Origin of the sequence: Campylobacter concisus, assembly GCF_902460675.1 — a bacterium.
Taxonomy (GTDB): Bacteria; Campylobacterota; Campylobacteria; order Campylobacterales; family Campylobacteraceae; genus Campylobacter_A; species Campylobacter_A concisus_AJ.
The window spans coordinates 1,579,480-1,601,159 of the sequence record NZ_CABPUQ010000001.1; the positions used below are offsets into that span (position 1 = coordinate 1,579,480).

The following is a 21,680-nucleotide window of genomic DNA, read 5'->3' on the forward strand; positions in this document are numbered from 1 at the left end:
GCTAAGGCGAGTGAGTAAGAGTTTAAAATTTTTAAGCTTTATATTTTTTGTTAAAAAAGTATAAAAAAATTGAACTACATTCTGTTTGTGGCTCGCAAAGCAAAATCTAAAAAAGAATATACACAGAAACTTACTCATAAATTTAAAGTTTATTTGGCTCTAAAATTTTACATATATTCTTAAAAATTTTAGAGCTCACCTCTACTTGCTAAAATGTCTATTTTTTATCTTTCTCAGTCTGGACTTTATCTAGCTTTATATATCCCATTTCAACTAGCTTGTTATAAATTTGAGAGATTTTTGGTCCAGCAGCGCTACCACCGTGACCGCCGTGTTCGACAACCATTGTGATGACGTATTGTGGATCCTCATAAGGCGCATAGGTCGTCATCCATGCGTGAGATCTTTGTAGATACGCCATGTCCTCCTCTTTCATACGTTTCTTTTCAGTTTGCGAGATGCCAACGACCTGAGCTGTTCCAGTCTTTGCCGCAACCTTTACAAGACTTCCCACAAAGTGCCTATTTGCCGTACCTCTTGGGTGATTTGCCACCTCATACATCGCATGCCTAATGGCAGGTAGCTGCGACTTCTCAAACGGCGTAAAAGCATCATCTGTTGGCGTAAAATCAACATCCTTGCCATCGATGCTCTTTAAAAAATGCGGCGTCACATTTAGCCCAGTTGCAAGGCCTGCTGTGTATTTAGCCACCTGCATAGGTGTGACTAGAAAATTTCCCTGTCCTATAGAGGTGATGAGCGTCTCGCCTTGAAACCACGCCTTGCCATACTTCCTCATCTTCCACTCCCTACTTGGCAAAGTCCCCACAAATTCATTTGGCAAATCAACCTCCGTTTTCCTACCAAAGCCCATGCGCTCAAGTATCGGCACAATGGCGTCTATGCCTATCTTTTGGCTACCCTTGTAAAAATAGTCATCGCAGCTCTCTCTAATGGCCGTGTTCATATTGACCGTGCCGTGACCATGCGAGTTCCAGCAGCGAAATTTACGCCCTCCAAGCTCATACGATCCACTACAAAAAAAGCTATCATATTTGCTCATGCCATTGTCCAAAAAGGCAAGAGCCATACCCATTTTTACGACAGATCCTGGCGGGTAAAGGCCGTTTATCAGCTTATTTGTAAATGGGTGATCGACGTTTTTTACAAGCTCTTCCCACTCAGCCTGAGAAATTCCAAGCACAAAAGGATTTAGATCATACTCAGGAAAGCTTCCTGCTGCGATGATGGCGCCATCTTTTAAGCTCATAACTATGACGCTTCCTGCGTCCTTACCAAAGACGTCAGCAACGAACTGCTGAAGCTCAAGATCAACGGCGAGCTTTATGTTTTGACTTTGTGGCGCTTGATAGCTCACCTGCTCGATCTCTTCATTTAGCGCATTTACCTTGATCTTTTTAAAGCCTTGAATTCCTTGCAAGATCGGGTTATAAAAGCGCTCTACGCCGCTTCTACCGATATAGTTTGTAAGCTTTGTCAAGGGGTCGTTTTCCATATCTTTTTGATTTGCCCTGCCGACATAGCCGATGATGTGAGAAGCTAGGTCATTGTATGGATAGTGGCGTTTTGATGCGGGTCTTATCTCTAAATTTTCACGCAGAGAAAGGGGCGCAAAAAATGGCAAAAATTTATCATAATCAACAAATTCGACCACGTTTATGAAGTCTTGGTTATAGGCTGAATCGTTTTTGATATATTCATTTTTAAGCTTGGTGACGTTTAGATCACCAAAAAGTGAGCCGATGTAGGCTAGCTCATCGTCTAAAATTTTTACCTTTTTATTTGCGCTAAGGTGTGGCTTTACATAGATAGAAAAGCCAAGGCGATTGACCGCCATAGGCTTGTCGTGTGCATCAAAGATGATGCCTCTAACTGGCGGGATGTAGATAGTTTTTATCGCATTTTGCTCGGCGATCTCGTTGTAGTAAGTGTTTGAATTGACACTTAGGTGGTAAATCCGCCCCAAAAGCATGATCCAAAAAAGAGCGATCACGCCAAAAACGATACGCATCCTCATAGCACTTTGTCTCGAAAAAGCACGATAGCAAGCACACTTTCAAGCGCTATAAAAAATAGATACTCTGCGCTAAAAGTCAAATTTGGCTCGTTTAAGACGTAGGCAAAAAGGTTATTTACAAGAAAAGTGAGCACATAACCAGAGGCGACAAAGATTACAAGCAGGCAGTTTCGCCACTTCATAGTCGTGTAGAGCCAGTCTAGCACGAAGTTGTAAAATAGCAAAAATGCAATGATCGTTGAAAAGAGATAAAAGCCATGAATTTGCTCAGCAAAGACCAAGAAAACGAGCGAAAAATACCATGATGGCTTAAACTCATCATACTGCTTTTGCTTTCTTGAATATTCCAAAATCATATATGTAAAAAAGATGCCAATAAGTGGTGGCAAGAAGCCAAACTGCGTAGTTGCGATCTCGTAAGAGAGCAAAAAAATGGCCCACCAAAAGCCTTTAAAAATTTTAATATCTAAGCTGCTTATGGTTTGCATTTTACCTACCAAGAGCGTGGTTTATGATAGCTTCCCGCGCCTTGTCTATGCCACTTTTGCTGAGTGTCGAGACCAAAATGCCACTTGGGTCAAATTTCATTATTGCACTCTTTTGGCTTTGATTTAGCTTGTCGCTTTTTGTGTATAAATTTAAGATTTTTTGATCAGCTCTTAAAAAGCTTTTTAGGTAAGAATCCACGTTTACGTCGATGTCTAAGTCAAAATGCCTAGCGTCGATTAGATGTATAAAAAGTCTGATGTCGCTTCTAAATTTCAAAAACTCATCTAAATTTTTGCGCCACTCGTCATGTTTTGACTTTGCTACTTTTGCGTAGCCAAAGCCTGGTAGATCGACTAAGATGAGTTTAAATTTCTCTTTTTCGCCCTCTTCTTTTTCCTCACAAAACTCAGCCTCAAAGAAATTTATAAGCTGTGTTTTGCCAGGAGTTGATGAACTTTTGGCTAAATTTTTCTGATTTACAAGTGCGTTTATGAGGCTGCTTTTACCTACATTTGACCTACCCAAAAAGACCACCTCGCTTGTCACAAAGCTTGGAGCCTCTTTTATGCTTGGGCTTGAAGTGATAAATTTAGCGCTCAAGGCTCTTATCACTTGGTTTTATCCTCGATCTGAAAGATAAATTTAACCGGCTTTTTCTCGTCACTATTTACGCTATATGTGCCATCTTTTTGATTAACCACGATCTTATCGCCGTAGACATTTTTATCAGTCTCTACCTCGTGCAAGTAGCCGTTGCCAGTTACTGTGTATGTCTGCTTTGCTGGCTCGTATGTGAGCGTATCGCCCTTGCCATCATAGTGCTTATCTTTCATGAAAATTTTAGCTCTGGCGTTGCCTGTGGCTACATATTTTACTGGCTGGCGCTTTTTATCAAAATGCACAACGACTTTGTTTGCCTTTAGTTCATCGTATGAGCCTTTTTTAATATTTACATTGCCTACAAATTCGCTGATCTGCTTGTTTTCATCTGCGAAAAAATCGTTTGAAGTGATCTCAACCTGCTCTGCATTTAAAAATGTAAAGCCCAAAATCATCGCTAAAATCGCTGCTTTTCTTCTACCCATGCCCTTAACCCTTTTATCTGCGTTTGTTTTTTACCAAGATCGTAGCTGCCACTATCACCTAGTGCTTTGTCGCCGTTTCTAGTGATGGTGAAATTTGCTTCTGATCTTACTATTTTTGTCTTTGTGTTATATATAACTTCATCGCTTTTAAATTTCAAACTATCATTGTTTTCATAGTTCGCATTTTTTTGAAAGATTATCTCATCGTTTTGCGAGATAGCCTTGTCTGAGCTTAGAAAATGTCTTAAATTTCCCCTTAAAATTCTCGCTTTAAAGTCTAAAAATTCATCCCTGTCACTATATCTGTTTAACTCATCACTCTCATAAACTCCGCTTATCTTGGTCGAGTTTATCTCATAATCAACCACGTCATTTACCTGCATATTTGATATCTTGGTATCAACCTTTAGCACGTTTGCTAGGTATGGGTCTTGAGCCGCTAAAAATATCATCACAGCACTAAAAATGGCCACGACGAAGTAGAAAATTTTTACAACCAACGCTTAGACCACTCGTCATATAAATTTTCTGATTTTATGATCATCTCGATCATCTCTCTAACAGCGCCATTGCCGCCTTTGTGCTTTAGCTTTGTCTTTACATCAAGCTCTTTAATGGCATCTTTTGGCTTAAAGCTCCATGCAACTGCGTCTAAAATTTTATAGTCATTATAGTCATCGCCGATAGCCGCTGCGTTTTTAAAGCTAAGCCCTTCAAATTTTAGTATCTCGCTTGCTACTTCAAATTTATTGCCAACGCCTTGATAGACGTGGTTTATCTTTAGATCCTCAGCCCTTCGCTCAACGATAGCCGACTTTCTGCCAGTGATGATAGCTACTTTCTTGCCAAGCTTTAGCCAGCTCTCTATCGCGTAGCCATCTTTTACGTCGAAAAATTTAAGCTCTTCGCCGCTTGCATTGTAGATGATCTTGCCATCAGTGAGGCACCCATCAACGTCTAAAAATATAATTTCTATCATAAAACGCCCTTAGTGCTTGGAGTGCCGATCCTTGCGTTTTTAGCAAGCGCTCTGCGGAGTGCTACGGCAAATGATTTAAACGTTGCTTCAATGATGTGATGAGTATTTTTGCCACGAATTTGATTTAGATGAAGAGTGATAGCTGAATTTATAGCAACTGCTCTAAAAAACTCCTCTACAAGCTCAGTATCAAACTCACCAACCTTGGCATTTTCATTAAAATTTTCATATACAAGGTAGGCTCTGTTGCTAAGATCTAGCGCACAAAAAACAGCCGCCTCATCCATAACAACGCTCGCCTCGCCAAATCTCTCAACACCGCTTAATGGATATAAAGCCTCTTTTAAAAGCTGTCCCAAAACTATGCCAATATCCTCGACACTGTGGTGAAAATCCACATGCGTGTCGCCCTTACATGAAATTTCAAGATCAAGCAAGGAGTGCTTGGTAAAAGCTTCAAGCATATGGTCAAAAAAGCCTATGCCTGTGTTAATCTTTGCAACTCCAGAGCCATAAATTTTAAGTTTCATCGAGATTTGCGTCTCTTTTGTGTTTCTAATTAGTTCTAAAATTTCCTCTCTCACGCCCTAACCTCTCACTATAAATGCGCCTTGGAATTTACCGCTTCTTGCGTAATCCCTAGCCTCGTCCTCGCTTCTAAAGCCATTTAAAAATACCCTATAAATAGTTGAGCCATCTATCGTAAATGTCTTAACGACTGATCTATAGCCATCTATGCTTTTGTGTTCTCTTTGGTATCTATTTGCGCCTTCAAGGTTTTTAAATGAGCCAATTTGTACCATAAAATCTCCGCCCACAACGCGTTGCTCTGATGAGATCACGATGCCGCCAACCGGAGCTGTTGGAGAGACTGGATTTGGCACTTTTATGCCAGTGCTTGTTGGTTTTGTTGGTTGCGCGCTAGCAGTTGTAACAGCGTTAATGTCTTCATTAAAGCCGATAACCTCCATACTAACTGGAGCTGTACCAGTGCCGATGACATCAAGCTTCATCGCGGCTGCTTTTGAAAGGTCAAGCACCCTGTCAGCTACAAAAGGTCCTCTGTCATTTACACGCACGATAACACTTTTTTGATTTCTTAAATTTGTTACTTTAAGTATTGTATTCATCGGCAAAGTCTTATGCGCCGCAGTCATATTGTACATATTATAAACTTCGCCATTTGAGGTCGTTTTGCCGTGAAAATTTGGACCATACCAGCTTGCCGTTCCGCTGGCTTTATCGCCGACACTTACGACGGTCGGATAGTATGTTTTGCCATTTATCGTGTATGGTCTCATTGTTGCTTTTTGAACTGAGGCGGAGTTGTTGCCTCTTACATTAGTTGGGCCACTTGGAGTAAATGGAGCCCCGCTCCAAGAACAACCAGTGATTAGAAGTGTAAAACTTAGTCCTAAGTAGAAATTTAGGCTCTTACGGTATGACAATATTTGCTCCGACATTTAAATTTGAACTAGCCAAAGAATTTGCATCTTTTATATCTTTTTCACTTACATTAAATTTCTTTGATAAAGATGCGATTGTATCGCCTGTTTGAACTACGTAGTTGTGAGATTTGTTTTGAGTAGAAAAAGGGATTATTAGTTTTTGATTATAGCTTACTGCGTTCGTGCTAAGCTCGTTGTAGTCTTTGATCGCTCTGTGGCTAACGCCTGTTTTTTTAGAGATAGAAAGCAAGGTCTCGCCTTTTTTTACAGTGTATGCGTAGAAGTTATTTTTGCCATTAAATGGTTTGAAATTATCTGAGAAAAGCTGTTTTTTATTTTCAGGGATATAAACGTAATAATCTTTTAAAGTTGGAGGAGTAAATACAAATTTTAAATGCGGGTTGTTGCTTTTCATCTTTTTTGTGCTAAGACCGATGCTATCGCCTATCTGAGCTAAATTTGTACCGCCTGGCACTTTTACTTTCGTAAGCCTTAATCCGCCATTTATGTTTAGTAAAGATGACTCTTTAGATATCAAAAAGTCCGCATCTTTTGCTATATATGCCGCTCTTAAAATTTTAATGATGAAATTTCTAGTCTCAGCTGGGAGGTATTTTTTCTCAGCATCAAGAAGTGTTACAAGATCGTCTGTACCAGCTTTTTGTATAGCTTTTTTTAACGCACCATCACCGCAGTTATATGCCATTGCTGCCAAGTACCACTTGCCAAATTGATTTTTAAGTGATCTTAGATAGTTTGTAGCTGCGACAGTTGATTCGACCGGATCTTTTCTCTCGTCAGTGTATTGCCCTACTTTTAGGCCATGAATTTTTGCTGTTTGCTCCATAAACTGCCACATACCAGTAGCTTTAGCGTTTGAGACAGTGTGATTTGAAAAGCCTGACTCTATCATCGCTAGATAGAAAAACGACTCAGGCACGCCTGATTTTTTGATCTGCTCTTTTATCATTGGTATATACATATAGCCGTTTTTCAAGGCATCTGTAAATGTTCTTACCTGTGAGTTTTGTATGCCTTGTCTCATCTTTGCATAGTGAGAAGTTTTCATAAAGCTAGCATCGATGTCTAGCTCTTTTAAAATTTTAACCTGAGTGTCGTAAGAGCTCTTCTCAGGGGCGTTTGCTAGTAGCAATGTGCTACATGCAAATAATAAAAATATCTTAAGCATTGCTTTCATTTCTATCCTTTTTCGTGTCAAAGCTTAATGATGCTAGCATCTTAAGCAAGCACAATGCCCAAAATTTAGGCAAAGCACTTAAATAACCTTTTGGCATTATTTGAAGTCGTTTTACAAACTACTTCAAATTCAAGGTTTAAAATTTCAGCTATCTTTTTAGCAACAAATGTCGTAAACGCCGGCTCATTTCTCTTGCCACGATTCGGTTCTGGCGTGAGATAAGGGGCGTCAGTCTCTATCAATACCCTATCAAAAGGAATTTTTGGCAGAATTTCAACTAAATTCTTAGCGTTTTTAAATGTCAAAACGCCACCTATGCCAAAGTAAAAATTCCCAAATTTACAAAGCTCCAAAAGAAGTGGCGAAGCATTATAACAATGCAAAACCGCTCCAGCTTCAAGCTTTGGCGCATACTCTTTTAAGATGTTAAAAGAGTCCTCATTAGCCTCTCTGATGTGGAGGATAACGGGTTTTTTTAACTCAACTGCCAAATCAAGTTGAGCTAGAAAAACACGTTTTTGATCTTGCTTTTCTCTTATCTTTTCTTCTTCATATTTTGGCAAGCGGTAGTAGTCAAGCCCACATTCACCGATAGCCACGCACTTTTTATCTTTGGCAAATTCTCTTAAAGTTTCAATATCAAAATTCTCTTTATCATATGGATGAACCCCAACGGCAAAGAAAATGTCATTTTTTTCGTGCGCTATTTTAGCCGCTTTTGGTAAATCATTAATATCAGCTCCAGGGATAATAAAGCCTTTTAGCCCTAAATTTCTAGCTTCAGATAAAATTTGCTCTAGGTCAAAATCATAAACTTTACTATCCAAATGGCAATGCGTATCTATGATCATAAAGCTATTTCTACCCTATTTCTACCATTTTCTTTAGCGACATAAAGCGCTGAATCGCAAGCTTCGAGCATATCATCTATCTCGCAGTGACCTTTTCCAAAAGATATGCCGATAGAAACAGTGACTCTTACGATTTTATCTTTTATCACTACCCCATTTTCAGCCACTTTTGCTCTTAAATTTACAAAAAATTTAATCGCCTCCTCTTTTGCTATCTTTTTAAGAACGACACAAAACTCCTCGCCACCAAACCTAGCGACCACGTCTCTTCCTTTTGTGTTGTCAGTTAGTATCTTTGCGAGTGATTTTAGTATCTTGTCGCCACCATCATGTCCGTATGTGTCATTTATCTTTTTAAAGTGATCTATATCAAGCATAGCAAATGCATAAGGCTCATCAAGCTCTTCAGCTGCTTGGACATACTCTTCTATATCTTGGTAAAAAAATCTTCTATTGTAAGCGCCAGTTAAAAAGTCGCGGTTAGCAAAATTTGCTATCTTATTTATATTCTCCATCGCCTCAATGGTGTTATTTATACGACAAATAAGCTCTTCTTTAGAAAATGGCTTTGCTATAAAGTCACTAGCTCCATTTTTTAAAAATATCGCAGCATCTGTTTTTTCGCTAGGCGAGGTCATCACGATCACGCCAAGGTGGTTTTTATCTTTCTCTTTTCTCACCTCTTTTAAGACTTCTAAACCATCTTTGACAGGCATTCTATAGTCAGTTATGATTAAATTTATATCAGGATTATCAGCAAAATAGCTCATCGCCTCTTCGCCGTGAGCTGCTGCTAGGACCTTAAACTGAAGACTAGTTAAGATTTTTTTTATCATATTTCTAAAAGGCAGTGAGTCCTCAACGACAAGGACTTTGTATTGTCTATTTTTGCTTAGTCTATTTATCATTTGAAAGATGTAGTTGATATCATCCATGTTGCCCTTATAGACGTAATCAACTATGTCTTTGTTTATAAAAAATTCTTTCGTTTTATCATCGATGCTACCAGTTAAAACGATAGCACAGAGCCCTTGAGCAAGGACATAATCAACGATCTCGCCATTTGGTGCGTCAGGTAAATTTAGATCCAAGATAGTCATAAAATAATCTTTGCCGTGCTCGCTAATTAGCATCTTGGCTTCGGCAAAATCATACGCAACGTCGATCGCCATATCCTCAATGCTCTTTTCCATCTGCATGACGATTAGCTTCGCAAGTGCCTTATTATCATCAACTACTAGAATTCTTTCCATATTATTCCTGCGATTTTTTATTAAACTAGCTCGGATTTTAACAAATAAACCTAATCACAAAGCTTAAATTTAAAACTTAAATTTCAAGCTATTTTAAAAGTCCTTTTGCGAAATTTATCGCCTCTTCGCTGATATGCTCGCCACTTATCATACGCGCAAGCTCATTTACACGCTCCTCTTTGTCAAGCTCTCTTACGACTGAGCTCTCGCCGTGACGCTCTACTAAAAAGTGCGAATTTGCCTTTGAGCTAAGCTGCGGCTGGTGCGAAATGGCAAAAATTTGATAGAAATTTGCAAGCTTGAGCAAGACATTTGCGATACTCATCGCCTCTTTTCCGCTTAAATTTGCATCTATTTCGTCTAAAATGATGACATCACCGCCAGTTTTTGTGATCTCACTAGAGGCAGCTATAAAAGCCAGTCTTAAGCGATTTAGCTCGCCTGAGCTTAAATTTTTAAGCGAGGTCTCATTTAAATTTAGACAAATTTCATCAACTCCCAAGATATCAAGCTTTTTAGCCTCGATCCTTAGCGTAATATCTGGCATATAAAGCTCTTTTAGGTATAAATTTATCATCGCCTCAAGCTCTTTTAAATTTACGCTCCTTGCCTTGCTTAAAGTGCCAGCTAGCTCATTTGCCTTTTTGCTTAAAATTTCAAATTTCTTCTCTAGCTCGCTCTTTTCAAAGCTTAAATTTTCATATCTAGCAAGCTCTTTTTCTTTTTTAGAAAGCGCTTCTAGCGCCTCCTCCTCACTGCCATAGCGCCTGATGATGGCATTAAGAGCTTCTATCCTATCAAGCACGCTCTCCACGTCGATATCATCAAGCTCCTCCATATTTAGGCTATCTCTTGCGACCCTTAGCTCGTTCATCGCATCTTCAAAAAAGCCGTTGTCAAGGTCGCTGATGCTTAGCGCCTCATTTACGCTGTGCTCTAGCTCAAATATCCGCTCAGCTCTAGCCCACGCCTCATTTATCTTATCTTTTTTACTAAGCCTTTTTTTAGTCTCCATAAGCTCTTCAAACTCGCCTTTTTTAGGCCCGACACTTCTTATCTTCTCGATCTCAAAGCTGGCAAGCTCCTTTAGCTCCTCGACCTTTTTCTCTTCCTCTTTTATAGTGGCTAGCTCTTTTGAAATTTTAGAAAATTCCAAAAATGCCTCTTCAAATTCCTGCTTTATCTCTTTAAATTTCTCATTTTTTGAAATTTCAAGCCTGTCAAGCAAATTTAGAAATTTCTCATTTTCAAATTCATTTGCCTCTTTTGCCGAGAGATATTTGATGTGCTCGCGCGCCACTTGGGCTAAATTTTTCTTTGAGATGGCTTGTTGGTTTATAAAATATCTCGTGCTCTTATCTTTTAAAAGCTTGAAAATATTGACCTCTTCGTTTTCTATGCCAAACTCATCAAGCTCAAATTTATGCTCCACGTCAGCCTCAATTAGCCTTGCCTCGCTGTCTTTTAGCCCAAAAACAGCCATTATCGCGCTCATCAGTACCGACTTACCAGCACCACTGACGCCCGTAAATACGCTAAGACCCTCTTTGAAATTTAGCTCAACATTTTTAAAATTTAGATAATCCTTAATCAAAATTCGATCAATCATTATAACCCCAGTGAAGTTTCTCTTTTAAAATTTGAAAATAATCCCTACCGATATGGCGTATCAGCCTCGCTTTTTTGTCACTTAGACTCATGCTGACGGCTGAAATTTTACTCATATCAAAGCGGTCTTGACCGTCTATGACTAAAATGGCGTCGCTATTTGTTCTAAATTTGACCGTGTGATTTTTAGTAAGCACGACTGGACGCTGCGTGAGCGAGTGTGAGCAGATGGGAGTTAGCGCAAAGACCTCGCTTAGCGGATATATGATAGGGCCATTTGCGCTCATATTATATGCCGTGGTACCAGCTGGAGTTGCGACTATGACGCCGTCCCCAAAATATGAGTTAAAATACTTTTCATTTAAAAGTGCCTCGATATGCGTCATCGAACCGCCATTTTTACTAACGATGACTGCGTCGTTAAATGCTATCTTTTTCTCAGTTTTGCCATCATTTTTATGAAGCGCCACATCAAGCATAAAAGGCGTTTCTACCTCAAATTTATCATCAAAAAAGTCTTTAAAAAACTTCTCGCTCTCATTTATCGTGATATCTGTCAAAAAGCCGAGCCTGCCAGCGTGTATGCCTAGGACTAGTGGCGAGATGTGAGCTAGCTTTCTACAAGTTGAGATGATCGTGCCATCACCGCCAAGCGTGATAAGAAATTCGCACTCTTTGGCTAGTTTTATCAGCTCAAAGCCACTTTTTTCCACCTGTTTTGCACAGCTTTTTTCAAGCAAAATTTCTGCGTTATACTTTTTTAAAATTTTTTCTAGCTTTGCTAAATCCTGCTTAAATAATGGATAATCTTTCGCGATAAGTCCCACTTTTTTGGCGTTCGTGGTATTAAATTTTTGTTCATTTTTCATAGAAATGATTGTAACATATTTTATTTTAACAAAGCTTTTCAAAAGAAAAAAGCGACTATAATTGCCTAAAAAACATTGCAAAGGAGCATTTTATGCGAAGTCATTATTGCACCGATCTTAGCAAAGCTGATATCGGCAAAGAAGTAATACTTTGTGGCTGGGCAAACACATATAGAGACCACGGTGGCGTTGTTTTCATCGACTTAAGAGACGTTAGCGGGCTTATACAATTAGTTTGTGACCCTGCTGACAGCAAAGAAGCACACGACGTGGCTGCAAAAGTAAGAGATGAATATGTCTTAAAAGCAAAAGGTAAAGTAAGAGCTAGAGGCGAAGGACTGACCAATCCAAAGCTAAAAACTGGCGAGATAGAGGTGATAGTAAGCGAGCTCATCATCGAAAATCCAAGCGAGCCACTACCATTTATGATAGGCGATGAGAGCGTAAATGAGGATATCAGGCTAAAATACCGCTTTTTAGACCTTAGAAGCGAGCGCTTGCAAAATATCTTTAAAATGCGCTCTCGCGCGGCGATAGCAGCTAGAAACAGCCTAGACAAAATGGGCTTTATCGAGTTTGAAACTCCAGTTTTAACACGCGCAACTCCAGAAGGCGCAAGAGACTATCTAGTGCCAAGCCGTGTATATCCGGGCCAATTTTACGCGCTCCCACAAAGCCCGCAGCTATTTAAACAGCTTTTGATGTGTTCTGGCTTTGATAAGTATTTCCAGATAGCAAAATGCTTCCGTGACGAGGACTTAAGGGCTGATCGCCAACCAGAATTTACTCAAATAGATATCGAAATGAGCTTTGTTGAGCAAGAAGATATCATAAATATGGCAGAGACTATGCTAAAAGATATCTTTAAAGCCTGCGGACACGACATCAAAACGCCGTTTAGACGCATGAGCTACAAAGAGGCGACCGAGACTTACGGCTCAGACAAGCCTGACCTTAGATACGATCTAAAAATGATCGATGTGATCGATATTTTCGAACGCTCATGCAATGAAATTTTTAGCGGAATCGCAAAAGATAAGAAGAAAAACCGCATCAAAGCGCTAAAAGTGCCAAATGGCGACAATATCTTTAGTAAGCGCGAGATGAATAGATTTGAGGAATTTGTCCGTAAATTTGGCGCGCAAGGTCTTGGCTACTTCCAGATGAAAGAAGATGGCTTAAAAGGCCCACTTTGCAAATTTTTCGAGCAAAGCGATCTTGACGAGATCGTCTCAAGATGTGAGCTAAAAGTTGGCGACGTAGTATTCTTTGGTGCTGGCAAGAAAAAGATCGTGCTTGATTATATGGGAAGATTTAGAATTTTCCTAGCAGAACAAATGGGTATCATCGATCAAGATAGACTTGAGTTCTTATGGGTGCTTGACTTCCCAATGTTTGAGCAAAATGACGATGGTAGCTACTCTGCGATGCACCATCCATTTACTATGCCAAAAAATATTGACGAGCCTGATCTTGAAGATATCCTCTCTATCGCTCACGACGTCGTACTAAACGGCTTTGAGCTCGGAGGCGGAAGTATAAGAATTCACAAAAACGACATTCAACAAAAGGTCTTTAAGCTTCTTGGCATAGATGAAGCCGAGCAGCGTGAGAAATTTGGCTTCTTACTTGATGCCTTGACATTTGGTGCGCCTCCACATGGCGGTATCGCGATCGGCTTTGACAGGCTAAATATGCTTGTAAATAAAGCAAGCTCTATCCGTGATGTCATAGCCTTCCCTAAAACACAGCGCGCTCAGTGCCCACTCACAAAGGCGCCAAGCTACGCTAGCAACGAACAGCTTAGGGAGCTAGGACTAAGGATAAGAGAAAAAGAGCAAAAGGCTTAAAATTTGCCTTTAAAAAGAGATGGAATTTTGTCTTTAAATATTTTTCTTAGAAAAAATTCCATCCTAAATTTAAATTTATAAAAAGATGCCTCCAACTTGGCGGCTAATTAAATCAAAACTTGCCTAAGTAGTTTGAGATGATTTTTGTGGTTGCGACGTAAAATTTTGCGCAGATAGAACACTTAGTTCATCAAGCTAAATTTTACTAGCTCCGCAAAAAGCGCTCAAAAGACAAAGGCAATAAAAGGGAAAAAATGAAGAATTTATTTTTAATCATAGGCGCTCCAGGCAGCGGCAAAACAACAGATGCATCTATCATCGCACAGCATGATGAGAAATTTGCACACTTTTCAACTGGCGATCTTTTAAGAGCTGAAGTCGCAAGTGGTAGCGAGCTTGGCAAACTGATAGACGGCTTTATCTCAAAAGGAAATTTGGTCCCACTTGACGTCGTCGTAAATGCGATCGTATCAGCCATCAAAAGCTCAAATAAATCAAATATCATAATCGACGGCTACCCAAGAAGCGTTGAGCAAATGACTGAGCTTGACAAGGTATTAAGCGAACAAGATGAAATTTCTCTAAAAGGCGTCATCGAAGTTGATGTTAGCGAAGATGTCGCAAGAGCTAGAGTGCTTGGCCGTGCAAGAGGCGCTGATGATAACAACGAAGTCTTTAACAACCGTATGAAAGTATATCTTGATCCGATCAAGCCTATCCGCAAGTTTTACAGCGAAAAAGAGCTACTTCACGTAGTAAATGGCGAACGCGGCATCGACGAGATCGTAGCTGACATCAAAAATTTACTAGCTAAACTTATATAACTCACAGACCTTGCATCAAAAGGTGCAAGGTTTTAAAACTTACCATTTATTAACACCAAAAATGTAATATCCTTTGAAATTTCAAAACCAACCCAAAAGGATAAAAATGAAAAAAATCATCATCGCTTCACTAGCTGCTAGTATCACAATGGCTGGGGGCTTCATGTCGAAACACCAAAGTGAGACGATAAGCGTAAAAGAGGCTCTAAAGCTAAATGACGACGCCAAAGTCGTGCTTGAGGGCAAGATAAAATCACATATCAAATCAGATAAGTATGAATTTGTTGATAAAAATGGCGATGTTATCGTTGTTGAGATCGACAACAAAAAATGGGGCAATGTAACAGCCAACGAAGATACGCCTTTAAGAATAAGAGGCGAGGTGGATAAAGACTTCACAAAAACGAAGATCGACGTAGGTAGCATAGAGGTTGTAAAGTAGTTAAATTTACGAGTATTTAATGCAAAAAATACTAAAATCACGAAAATTTCTAACACAAAGGACGAATATATGGACATTTCAAAGATCAAATTTGGCTCAAACCCAGACAAAATCAATGCCGTAATCGAAATACCTTATGGCTCAAATATCAAATACGAGATCGACAAAGATAGCGGTGCAGTCGTAGTTGATCGCGTGCTTTACTCAGCGATGTTCTACCCAGCAAACTACGGCTTTGTGCCAAACACACTAGCAGCTGACGGCGATCCAGCTGATATTTTGGTGCTAAACGAGTATCCGCTCCAAGCTGGCAGCGTCATCCCTTGCCGTTTGATAGGCGTTTTGGTTATGGAAGATGAGGCGGGTATGGATGAGAAGCTTTTGGCTGTGCCGGTTACAAAGATCGATCCAAGATATGAAGCGATAAAAAGCTACGAAGACTTGCCAACTGCGACACTAAATAAGATCAAAAATTTCTTTGAAACTTATAAAATTCTTGAGCCAAACAAATGGGTTAAAGTGAAAGAATTTAAAGATGCAAACGCTGCAAAAGAGATTTTAGACGCTGCAATAAAAAATTATAAATAACTTATAAGCCCTATTTTAGGGCTTTTTCTTTTTAAATTTGTGCGTTTTTATACGCCATATTAAAAAGGCTATTTTTATATTTAGATAAGCTTTTTCTTGTATAATACGATTTTCTTTCAACTGCGGGTTCATAGCTCAGTTGGTTAGAGCATCCGGCTCATAACCGGATGGTCCCAGGTTCGAGTCCTGGTGAACCCACCACCTACTTTCAAGTTTAAATTTCACCATTTTTTATTAGATCTCAAGTTTAGTTAAATTTAACTGTTTTTACCAACGCCAAAGTGAAATTTAAATCCACTTTGACATAAATTTAAAATTTATACTCGATCTTTAAACCACCACTTATGCCGTAGTTTTTATCATTATCAAGCACGCCACTTAGCTGAGAAGAGAGAACCAAGTTTTCGCTAATTTTGGTTTCTGAGTTTAAAGTAAGCTTATAGCTTAACTTGTTGTTATCAAGCTTATAATCAACATACTCATTTGAATTATTAAGTGAAACATAAGACTTATCTTCTGAGTTATATACACTTTGTTTTACTAAAAATTGCACGCTAAATGCGTTTTTATCGCTGTTTAAAGCATATTCTACTCCCGCTGCTACAGCCACATTAAAGTCATTTATACTCTTTTGATCATATCGGTCATTTTTAAATCCATCAATGCCGTTAGTGCCAAGCTCTAGTGCGAGTAGAGGCTTTATGCTTTGCTCATACTCGCCACTTTTAGAGAGTGAAATTTTATATTTATAGTAGTTGCTTGAGAGGATGCCTCTGCCTTTTGCGCTAGCTTTTTGCGCCTCATCTAGGCTGCGTTTTGAGTTTATAAAGGCAAAATTTAGATTACTTTGTATCTCGTGAGGGCCTCTTTCAAAAAGCCCATACGCACCAAAACTATAAATTTTAGCATCATCTTTTAATACATTTGAGATAAATTTAGCCTTGCTTACTCCAGCGCTTACACCTAAGATAAACTCGTCATAACCTCTGTCATAGCCGATATTTGTACCATAAAATTTAAGGTCGCCATCGTTTATTTTATCTTTAAAATAAGCACCATTTACATTTGCCCAGAAGTTATTTCTCTCTCTGCTAGCTTCTGCTGCTTCGTAAGCCATCTTCGCGCTTGGCATGATGTCACTTTCAAGTCCAGCTAGCTTAAACTGCGAGATATCAGCCTTTGCCCTTAGCTGTGTGACATGAAATAGCCTAGAGTTCATCAGCTCGTTGTTGTTTTGCAAGGTTTTTATGCTCACTTTAAGCGCTGAAGTAGAAATTTCTTTCATCTCTTTATCTGCTTTTTGCACTAGTTTTCTTAGCGCCTCATCGTCACCACTTGAGATTGCTTGCACAAATTCAGGCGTGCCTTTTAGCATGCTTAGGATTTTATTTTCTCTTTGACTAAATTTAGAAACCCTCTCTTGTACTATATTTGGCGAAACGGCTGGATTTTCTCCCTTTTTGTCACTTAGCTTCATCTCGATCTTGCCACCATTTATGGCATAGGTCATAAACAAATCCCCAAGTTTTTGCTCGTTGTTAAAGATAGCGCCCTCATTTATGATGCTTTGTGCGTTTACTAAAGTATATGTTTTATCAAGCGCCATGCCGCCTTTAAGTGCTGCAGTAAAATCAACATCAAATTTCATCCCAGCGCCAAGGGTTAAGACCTTTTTAAAGTCAAGTACCGGCTCATTTTCACTGCCAAAGTTCTTTATCTTTAGGCTCTTTTTTACGACGCTATCAGGCTCAAAGCCAAGCTTTTGTGCACCGCTAACCTCTAAATTTTCTACCTCAAATTTACCATCGCCTAAGAGCACATCTTTAGCTAAAGGCGTATCTTTGCCATTTATAACTAGCTCTTTTAGCCTAGTTGTGCCGCCTCCCACTCTTAGTAAGCTATCACTATCCATGACGATTTTATTGTCAAATTTAACGTCTTTAACGAGTAATTTTCTGCTCTCAATATCCTGGCGATACTTTAAGCCGTCATCATAGGTGTTTGAGCCATCAAATTTATCTATATAGTGAGTTAGCTCGCCACTTAAATTTATGACCGAGTTTTTAGCTGTGATGTCGCCATTTAGCTTAGCATCTTTACCTATAGTAAGCTCTGATGATTTAAGCTTTATGCCATCTTTTGCGCTAAATTTCCTCTCGTCCCAGTCAGGCTGAGAGAGTGTGGATGGGCGAGTTAGATCCATATAGTCTGGCTCGTTTAGACCAGCTGCGGCTATCTTGCTCTTTGCTAGGGGAGTTAAAACGCTAGCATCGCCAATGGCGTGCGTCTTTGGATGTCCTTGGAGCGTAACCTTGGCATTTTCTAGGCTCAAAGCACCATCAATGTCAAATCCTCCGTCAAAAACAAGCTCCTTGCCCTGCCCACTATGTCTTAGCTCTATATTTTTATCGATGCTTGCATGAAATATCGTATCTTTGCCACTCTCGCCGTTTATTTTAAGCGTCGCCCTTTGCGAGTTTGCATTTGTTATCTTCGCATCGCTTGAGTTGGCTGATATGTTGTTAAAAGTCTGATCAAAGCCATTTATATCAAGCGCTCCGCCGCCATTGCCAAAGAAAATTTTATCATTTAAATTTTCATTCACGCCAAGCCTTAAGAGCCCTCTGCCACTTGTTAGATAAATTTTATCAAAGGCATTTAAAGCTCTTAACTCAACCACGCCATCGCCTAGCCTTAGTGGCTTGTTGCCACTTGAGCTTACTATCAAGCTGCCTTTGCCAACTTTATGCACGCTTGTGTCTGAAGTGACGTTTAAATTTAAACTAGCTCCCCGAGCTATGTCAAAACCTGCAAATTTCGCTATCTTGCTACCATTTGTGCTATTTAGAGTAAAGTCGCCACTATTTACGACGATACCGCCATGTCCTAAGTCTAGGTTAGTGCTTAGCGTGATATTTGAGCCATTTGCGCTGCTAAATATATTATCTTTATTTTGCACTAGCGCGCTGCCTAGGACATTTACGCCACTTACTAAATTTTCATACCCTTTTTTATAGTCGTTAAAATCTCTTGCAGTAACGATAGATGCGTAGTTTTTATTGTCCTCAACTCCGGTTAAAACACCTACTAAGACCCATTTTTGAGCTACCGTGTCATAGACAAAAAACCCAGAGCCACTATCTCCTGGCAACAGCCTATTTCTAAAGCCCCTGTTTGAAGTCATAAATAGATAAACCCCGGGCTTACTAACACTTGAGTAATGGCTCTTATAAACTGCCGAATACGCTACACCTATCTCACTTGCACTTGCGCCAAGTGCATTATTTACTATATTTTGATTCTCAAACTCAGTAGCACTCATCACCTCAGCAAAACCATCTGTATCGCTTTTAGGCTTTTCAAGGGCAAGCGAGCCTGTGCCAGCCTCGTATGCAAGGATATTCTCACCGCTAGCTCCGCCGCTATTTTTTATATCCCTAAAATGATCTTCTATCTTTTTTGCATTAGCCTCATCTTTTGTTTGATCTTGGCTAGATATCTCCAAATTTGGCACATCCAAAGGATCGATCTGCCCTTCGACTATGTATTTTGAGGTTCGCAAATACGTTGTGTCTGCGCCATAAAGCTTTTGCGTAGAATTTGTCGCGTACTCATAGAGCGTGTTGCCAAACCAACCTCTGTTTTCATTAAAATTTGTAGCAGCTGAGGCAAGAAGTGTGTGATTTGCCGTCACCACAAAATTTCGTCCAAGGGAGGTGAAGTTGCCTTTATTATTTCTTGCGTTGTTGTTTGGGATCTTATTAAACGTAAATTTAGCGCCGTTTCTTTGCGTAAATTCTAGTGGAGCATCTGTGGCTTTAAAGATGCCTTTGTTTTGTGCAAGATCAAGGTAATCTCTATAAAAATTTGTCCCTATATCCATGACCTGAGCGTCTAAGCAGCTACATAAAATGCTAGATAAAACAAGAGAAATGCTAAGATTATTTTTCAAGATAAACCTCCATTTTTAAGATAAATTCCATTTAAACCGCAAGAGGCATTATATACCTTTTTAAGTCTTTTGATGATTAAAATCTTAATTATTTTTTAAACGATAAATTTACTTTAGCAAATTTATCCCTGCGCTTTTTAAACATGTTTATGCTTTCATAAATTTATAGATATTACTTTGACGTAAAACAACGATAATATCTGGCGCATCTTGCTACAATCTCCACAAAATAAGACCTTAGCTATATATGTTTTTTAAATTTATCCGATATGGCTTAGACTAAAACAAGGAAAGATATGAAAGAAAAAAAGCTGATCATAAAAGACATTCAGGGTGAAATTTACATCATAAGCCAAGACGGAAGCATAAAAATGCTAAAAGATGGCGATGAAATTTACGCTGGTGAGAAAATTTTTACTAAAAATTTAGATGCCAAGATCACTTTAGAAGATGGCGAGCAGATAAATTTAAACGCTCATCAAAGCGTAAATTTAGATGAAATTTTAAAAATTTCAGCAAAACCAGCAGAAGAAAAGGGCGAGAGCGAGCACGGATACGGATCATCGGCAAGCGAGGGCATATCTCTAAGCGCGGCGAGCTTTGTCACAAGCGGACATAGCGCAAATATCCATCAAATTTACAACCAACACAGATATTTAGAGCCAAACGTGAGTAGCGCCCAGTTAACCCAGCTAAAAAGTGCCTCAGGTGCCTCTAGCACGCTAGTAGAAAAAAGTAGCGCCGCTGCAGAACCAAAAGAAGAGCCATTTATAGATACCATAAATGTACTAAACGTCACAAACAGAGGACTAGACGCAGATATCTGGCTTTATGACTCAGCTAGAAACCATGGACGAGGGCTTGATTATTACAATACAGAACCAACAATCAAAACCATGCTAAAAGAGTGGAGTGCAAACCATCACGTAAGTGCGACAAGTACATTAGATGACTTACGATACGGTACAAAAAGCGACTACGCTATTTCTCATAAACCAGCAGATAAACAAGCAATACTAATGAACCGCACACCACTGGCAAATGAGCTCGCCATCATAGGACGATCCCCAGATAGTAATACAACCACAGATAGAATAGGAGATGCCATTGAAGGCTATAAAAATCCAGATAGAAAAAATGGTAATTATAATCTATATGAGTCAAAAATAGTAGCCGATGGTATAATCGCTAGCTTCGACGGCTGGATATATATTAGAAATAGCTCACTTGTTAATGCCTTTAGTTTTTTCGACATAAAAGAAAGGCAAAACTATAAAATTGAATTTGATGGTAGAGAAATTTTTTGGAAAGCTTTTACAGATTTAACAGGCACTTATGAAACTTCGTATTTAGATCGTCTAGACAGTAATGTTCATTTAACACAAGATGGAGGTTTTTATAAATTTCATGTCGAAACATCTGATGAGTTGTTTGAATACTCACTTAAGCTCAGTATAAATTATAGTAGAGGTGGTTTTCTTTATACAAACGATGGTTCTATAAAACTAGTCAGCAACGCTTATATGGAGGCTCTTGCTCAAAATAACCTTGTGACAAAAGAGAGCGATACCTTCTATAAGGCAAAAGAAATAAATGGTGTGAAATTTGGCGATAATGCAAGCGATTTTGATAAGCCATTTGATCTAGAATTTAAAGGTACAAAAGACGTTGGTAGTAACCTTGATGACAAATTTATCTTTAACTCACACGATATCGACGCAAAAGGTGGCATAGACACGCTAGTTTTTACCCAAAACGTGGATCTAACAAAGATAAGTGAGCTAGATAAGCGCCTTGAGAGCTTTGAGCGCATCGAGCTTGATCACACAAAGGCTGTGAAGCTAAAGCTAAATGGGCAAAACATAATCGACATGATAGACTCCAACCCTACCAAAGGGCCTGATGGCTTAGAAAGCCTAAATACCATCCTTAAAATTTCAGGTGACAGCGACGACGTGGTGCAGCTCGTTGGAAATTTCATAAAAGCTACAAGCGCCGAGGTAGCTGCGCTAAATGCAAAAAATAGCGTCATCGGAGCTGATTATAACGAGCTCACAGTAGAGCCAAGTGGCGAAGCGGTCAATCAAATCTATAGAGGCGAAAACAACGCTGGGCAGACATTTTTTGTCGAGATAGATAAAAACGTGCATGTCGAGGTGATGTAGTACAAACTATATAAAATTTAAGAGATTTTCCGATACTACAA

General features: G+C 39.3%; 19 protein-coding genes and 1 tRNA gene. 6 read left to right on the forward strand and 14 right to left on the reverse strand.

What is annotated here, in order from left to right; genetic code table 11:
* Nucleotides 1-217: 217 nt before the first annotated feature.
* The 13 genes from mrdA to F3G88_RS07810 form a co-directional block, all read right to left on the reverse strand.
* The gene (mrdA, locus tag F3G88_RS07750; RefSeq protein ID WP_148803411.1) at nt 218-2,038 is read right to left on the reverse strand and encodes a penicillin-binding protein 2; all 1,821 of its coding nucleotides are present in this window, start codon (nt 2,036-2,038) and stop codon (nt 218-220) included.
* Complete coding sequence (locus tag F3G88_RS07755) at nt 2,035-2,526, reverse strand: hypothetical protein (RefSeq protein ID WP_103621256.1); 492 nt, start codon at nt 2,524-2,526, stop codon at nt 2,035-2,037. Before F3G88_RS07755 ends, mrdA begins: the two co-directional genes overlap by 4 nt.
* 1 nt (nt 2,527) lies before the next feature.
* Nucleotides 2,528-3,139, reverse strand: a complete 612-nt coding sequence (gene yihA / locus F3G88_RS07760) for a ribosome biogenesis GTP-binding protein YihA/YsxC (protein WP_021089754.1) — start codon at nt 3,137-3,139, stop codon at nt 2,528-2,530.
* A complete protein-coding gene (gene lptA / locus F3G88_RS07765) occupies nt 3,136-3,612 on the reverse strand; it encodes a lipopolysaccharide transport periplasmic protein LptA (protein ID WP_004317502.1) in 477 nt (158 codons plus the stop codon). The genes yihA and lptA overlap by 4 nt, the downstream gene beginning before the upstream one ends.
* Nucleotides 3,585-4,112, reverse strand: a complete 528-nt coding sequence (gene lptC, locus F3G88_RS07770; RefSeq protein ID WP_021086384.1) for an LPS export ABC transporter periplasmic protein LptC — start codon at nt 4,110-4,112, stop codon at nt 3,585-3,587. The genes lptA and lptC overlap by 28 nt, the downstream gene beginning before the upstream one ends.
* Nucleotides 4,103-4,591: a KdsC family phosphatase gene (locus F3G88_RS07775; protein WP_149715812.1), complete on the reverse strand. Its 489-nt coding sequence runs from the start codon at nt 4,589-4,591 to the stop codon at nt 4,103-4,105. Before F3G88_RS07775 ends, lptC begins: the two co-directional genes overlap by 10 nt.
* On the reverse strand, nt 4,588-5,121 hold the full coding sequence (gene hisB, locus F3G88_RS07780) for an imidazoleglycerol-phosphate dehydratase HisB (RefSeq protein WP_411160874.1): 534 nt from the start codon (nt 5,119-5,121) through the stop codon (nt 4,588-4,590). The genes F3G88_RS07775 and hisB overlap by 4 nt, the downstream gene beginning before the upstream one ends.
* Before the next feature lie 57 nt (nt 5,122-5,178).
* The gene (locus F3G88_RS07785) at nt 5,179-6,039 is read right to left on the reverse strand and encodes a septal ring lytic transglycosylase RlpA family protein (protein ID WP_009294185.1); all 861 of its coding nucleotides are present in this window, start codon (nt 6,037-6,039) and stop codon (nt 5,179-5,181) included.
* A complete protein-coding gene (locus tag F3G88_RS07790) occupies nt 6,026-7,237 on the reverse strand; it encodes a lytic transglycosylase domain-containing protein (protein ID WP_012140081.1) in 1,212 nt (403 codons plus the stop codon). The genes F3G88_RS07785 and F3G88_RS07790 overlap by 14 nt, the downstream gene beginning before the upstream one ends.
* A 65-nt stretch (nt 7,238-7,302) precedes the next feature.
* On the reverse strand, nt 7,303-8,088 hold the full coding sequence (locus F3G88_RS07795; protein ID WP_149715814.1) for a TatD family hydrolase: 786 nt from the start codon (nt 8,086-8,088) through the stop codon (nt 7,303-7,305).
* Nucleotides 8,085-9,341: a GGDEF domain-containing response regulator gene (locus F3G88_RS07800; protein ID WP_149715815.1), complete on the reverse strand. Its 1,257-nt coding sequence runs from the start codon at nt 9,339-9,341 to the stop codon at nt 8,085-8,087. The genes F3G88_RS07795 and F3G88_RS07800 overlap by 4 nt, the downstream gene beginning before the upstream one ends.
* Before the next feature lie 88 nt (nt 9,342-9,429).
* Entirely contained in the window at nt 9,430-10,950 is a 1,521-nt protein-coding gene (locus tag F3G88_RS07805; protein ID WP_188117467.1) for an AAA family ATPase, read from the reverse strand.
* The gene (locus F3G88_RS07810) at nt 10,943-11,818 is read right to left on the reverse strand and encodes an NAD(+) kinase (protein WP_149715816.1); all 876 of its coding nucleotides are present in this window, start codon (nt 11,816-11,818) and stop codon (nt 10,943-10,945) included. The genes F3G88_RS07805 and F3G88_RS07810 overlap by 8 nt, the downstream gene beginning before the upstream one ends.
* Nucleotides 11,819-11,910: 92 nt before the next feature.
* On the opposite strand from F3G88_RS07810, the gene aspS reads away from it, so the two are divergent.
* From aspS to F3G88_RS07835, 5 genes are all read left to right on the forward strand, one after another.
* Entirely contained in the window at nt 11,911-13,668 is a 1,758-nt protein-coding gene (aspS, locus tag F3G88_RS07815) for an aspartate--tRNA ligase (RefSeq protein ID WP_149715817.1), read from the forward strand.
* A gap of 254 nt (nt 13,669-13,922) precedes the next feature.
* On the forward strand, nt 13,923-14,492 hold the full coding sequence (locus F3G88_RS07820) for an adenylate kinase (RefSeq protein ID WP_004317610.1): 570 nt from the start codon (nt 13,923-13,925) through the stop codon (nt 14,490-14,492).
* A gap of 106 nt (nt 14,493-14,598) precedes the next feature.
* Entirely contained in the window at nt 14,599-14,934 is a 336-nt protein-coding gene (locus F3G88_RS07825; protein WP_149715818.1) for a NirD/YgiW/YdeI family stress tolerance protein, read from the forward strand.
* A gap of 69 nt (nt 14,935-15,003) precedes the next feature.
* Entirely contained in the window at nt 15,004-15,522 is a 519-nt protein-coding gene (ppa, locus tag F3G88_RS07830; protein ID WP_103639594.1) for an inorganic diphosphatase, read from the forward strand.
* A 124-nt stretch (nt 15,523-15,646) separates the two neighbouring features.
* Nucleotides 15,647-15,723, forward strand: a tRNA-Ile gene (locus tag F3G88_RS07835).
* Between the two features lie 109 nt (nt 15,724-15,832).
* On the opposite strand, the gene F3G88_RS07840 is transcribed toward F3G88_RS07835, so the two are convergent.
* Nucleotides 15,833-19,474, reverse strand: coding sequence for a S6 family peptidase (locus F3G88_RS07840; protein WP_149715819.1), 3,642 nt, complete (start codon nt 19,472-19,474; stop codon nt 15,833-15,835).
* 296 nt (nt 19,475-19,770) lie between these two features.
* Here F3G88_RS07840 and F3G88_RS07845 point away from each other — a divergent pair, with 296 nt between their 5' ends.
* Nucleotides 19,771-21,639: a hypothetical protein gene (locus F3G88_RS07845; protein ID WP_149715820.1), complete on the forward strand. Its 1,869-nt coding sequence runs from the start codon at nt 19,771-19,773 to the stop codon at nt 21,637-21,639.
* Nucleotides 21,640-21,680 lie beyond the last annotated feature (41 nt).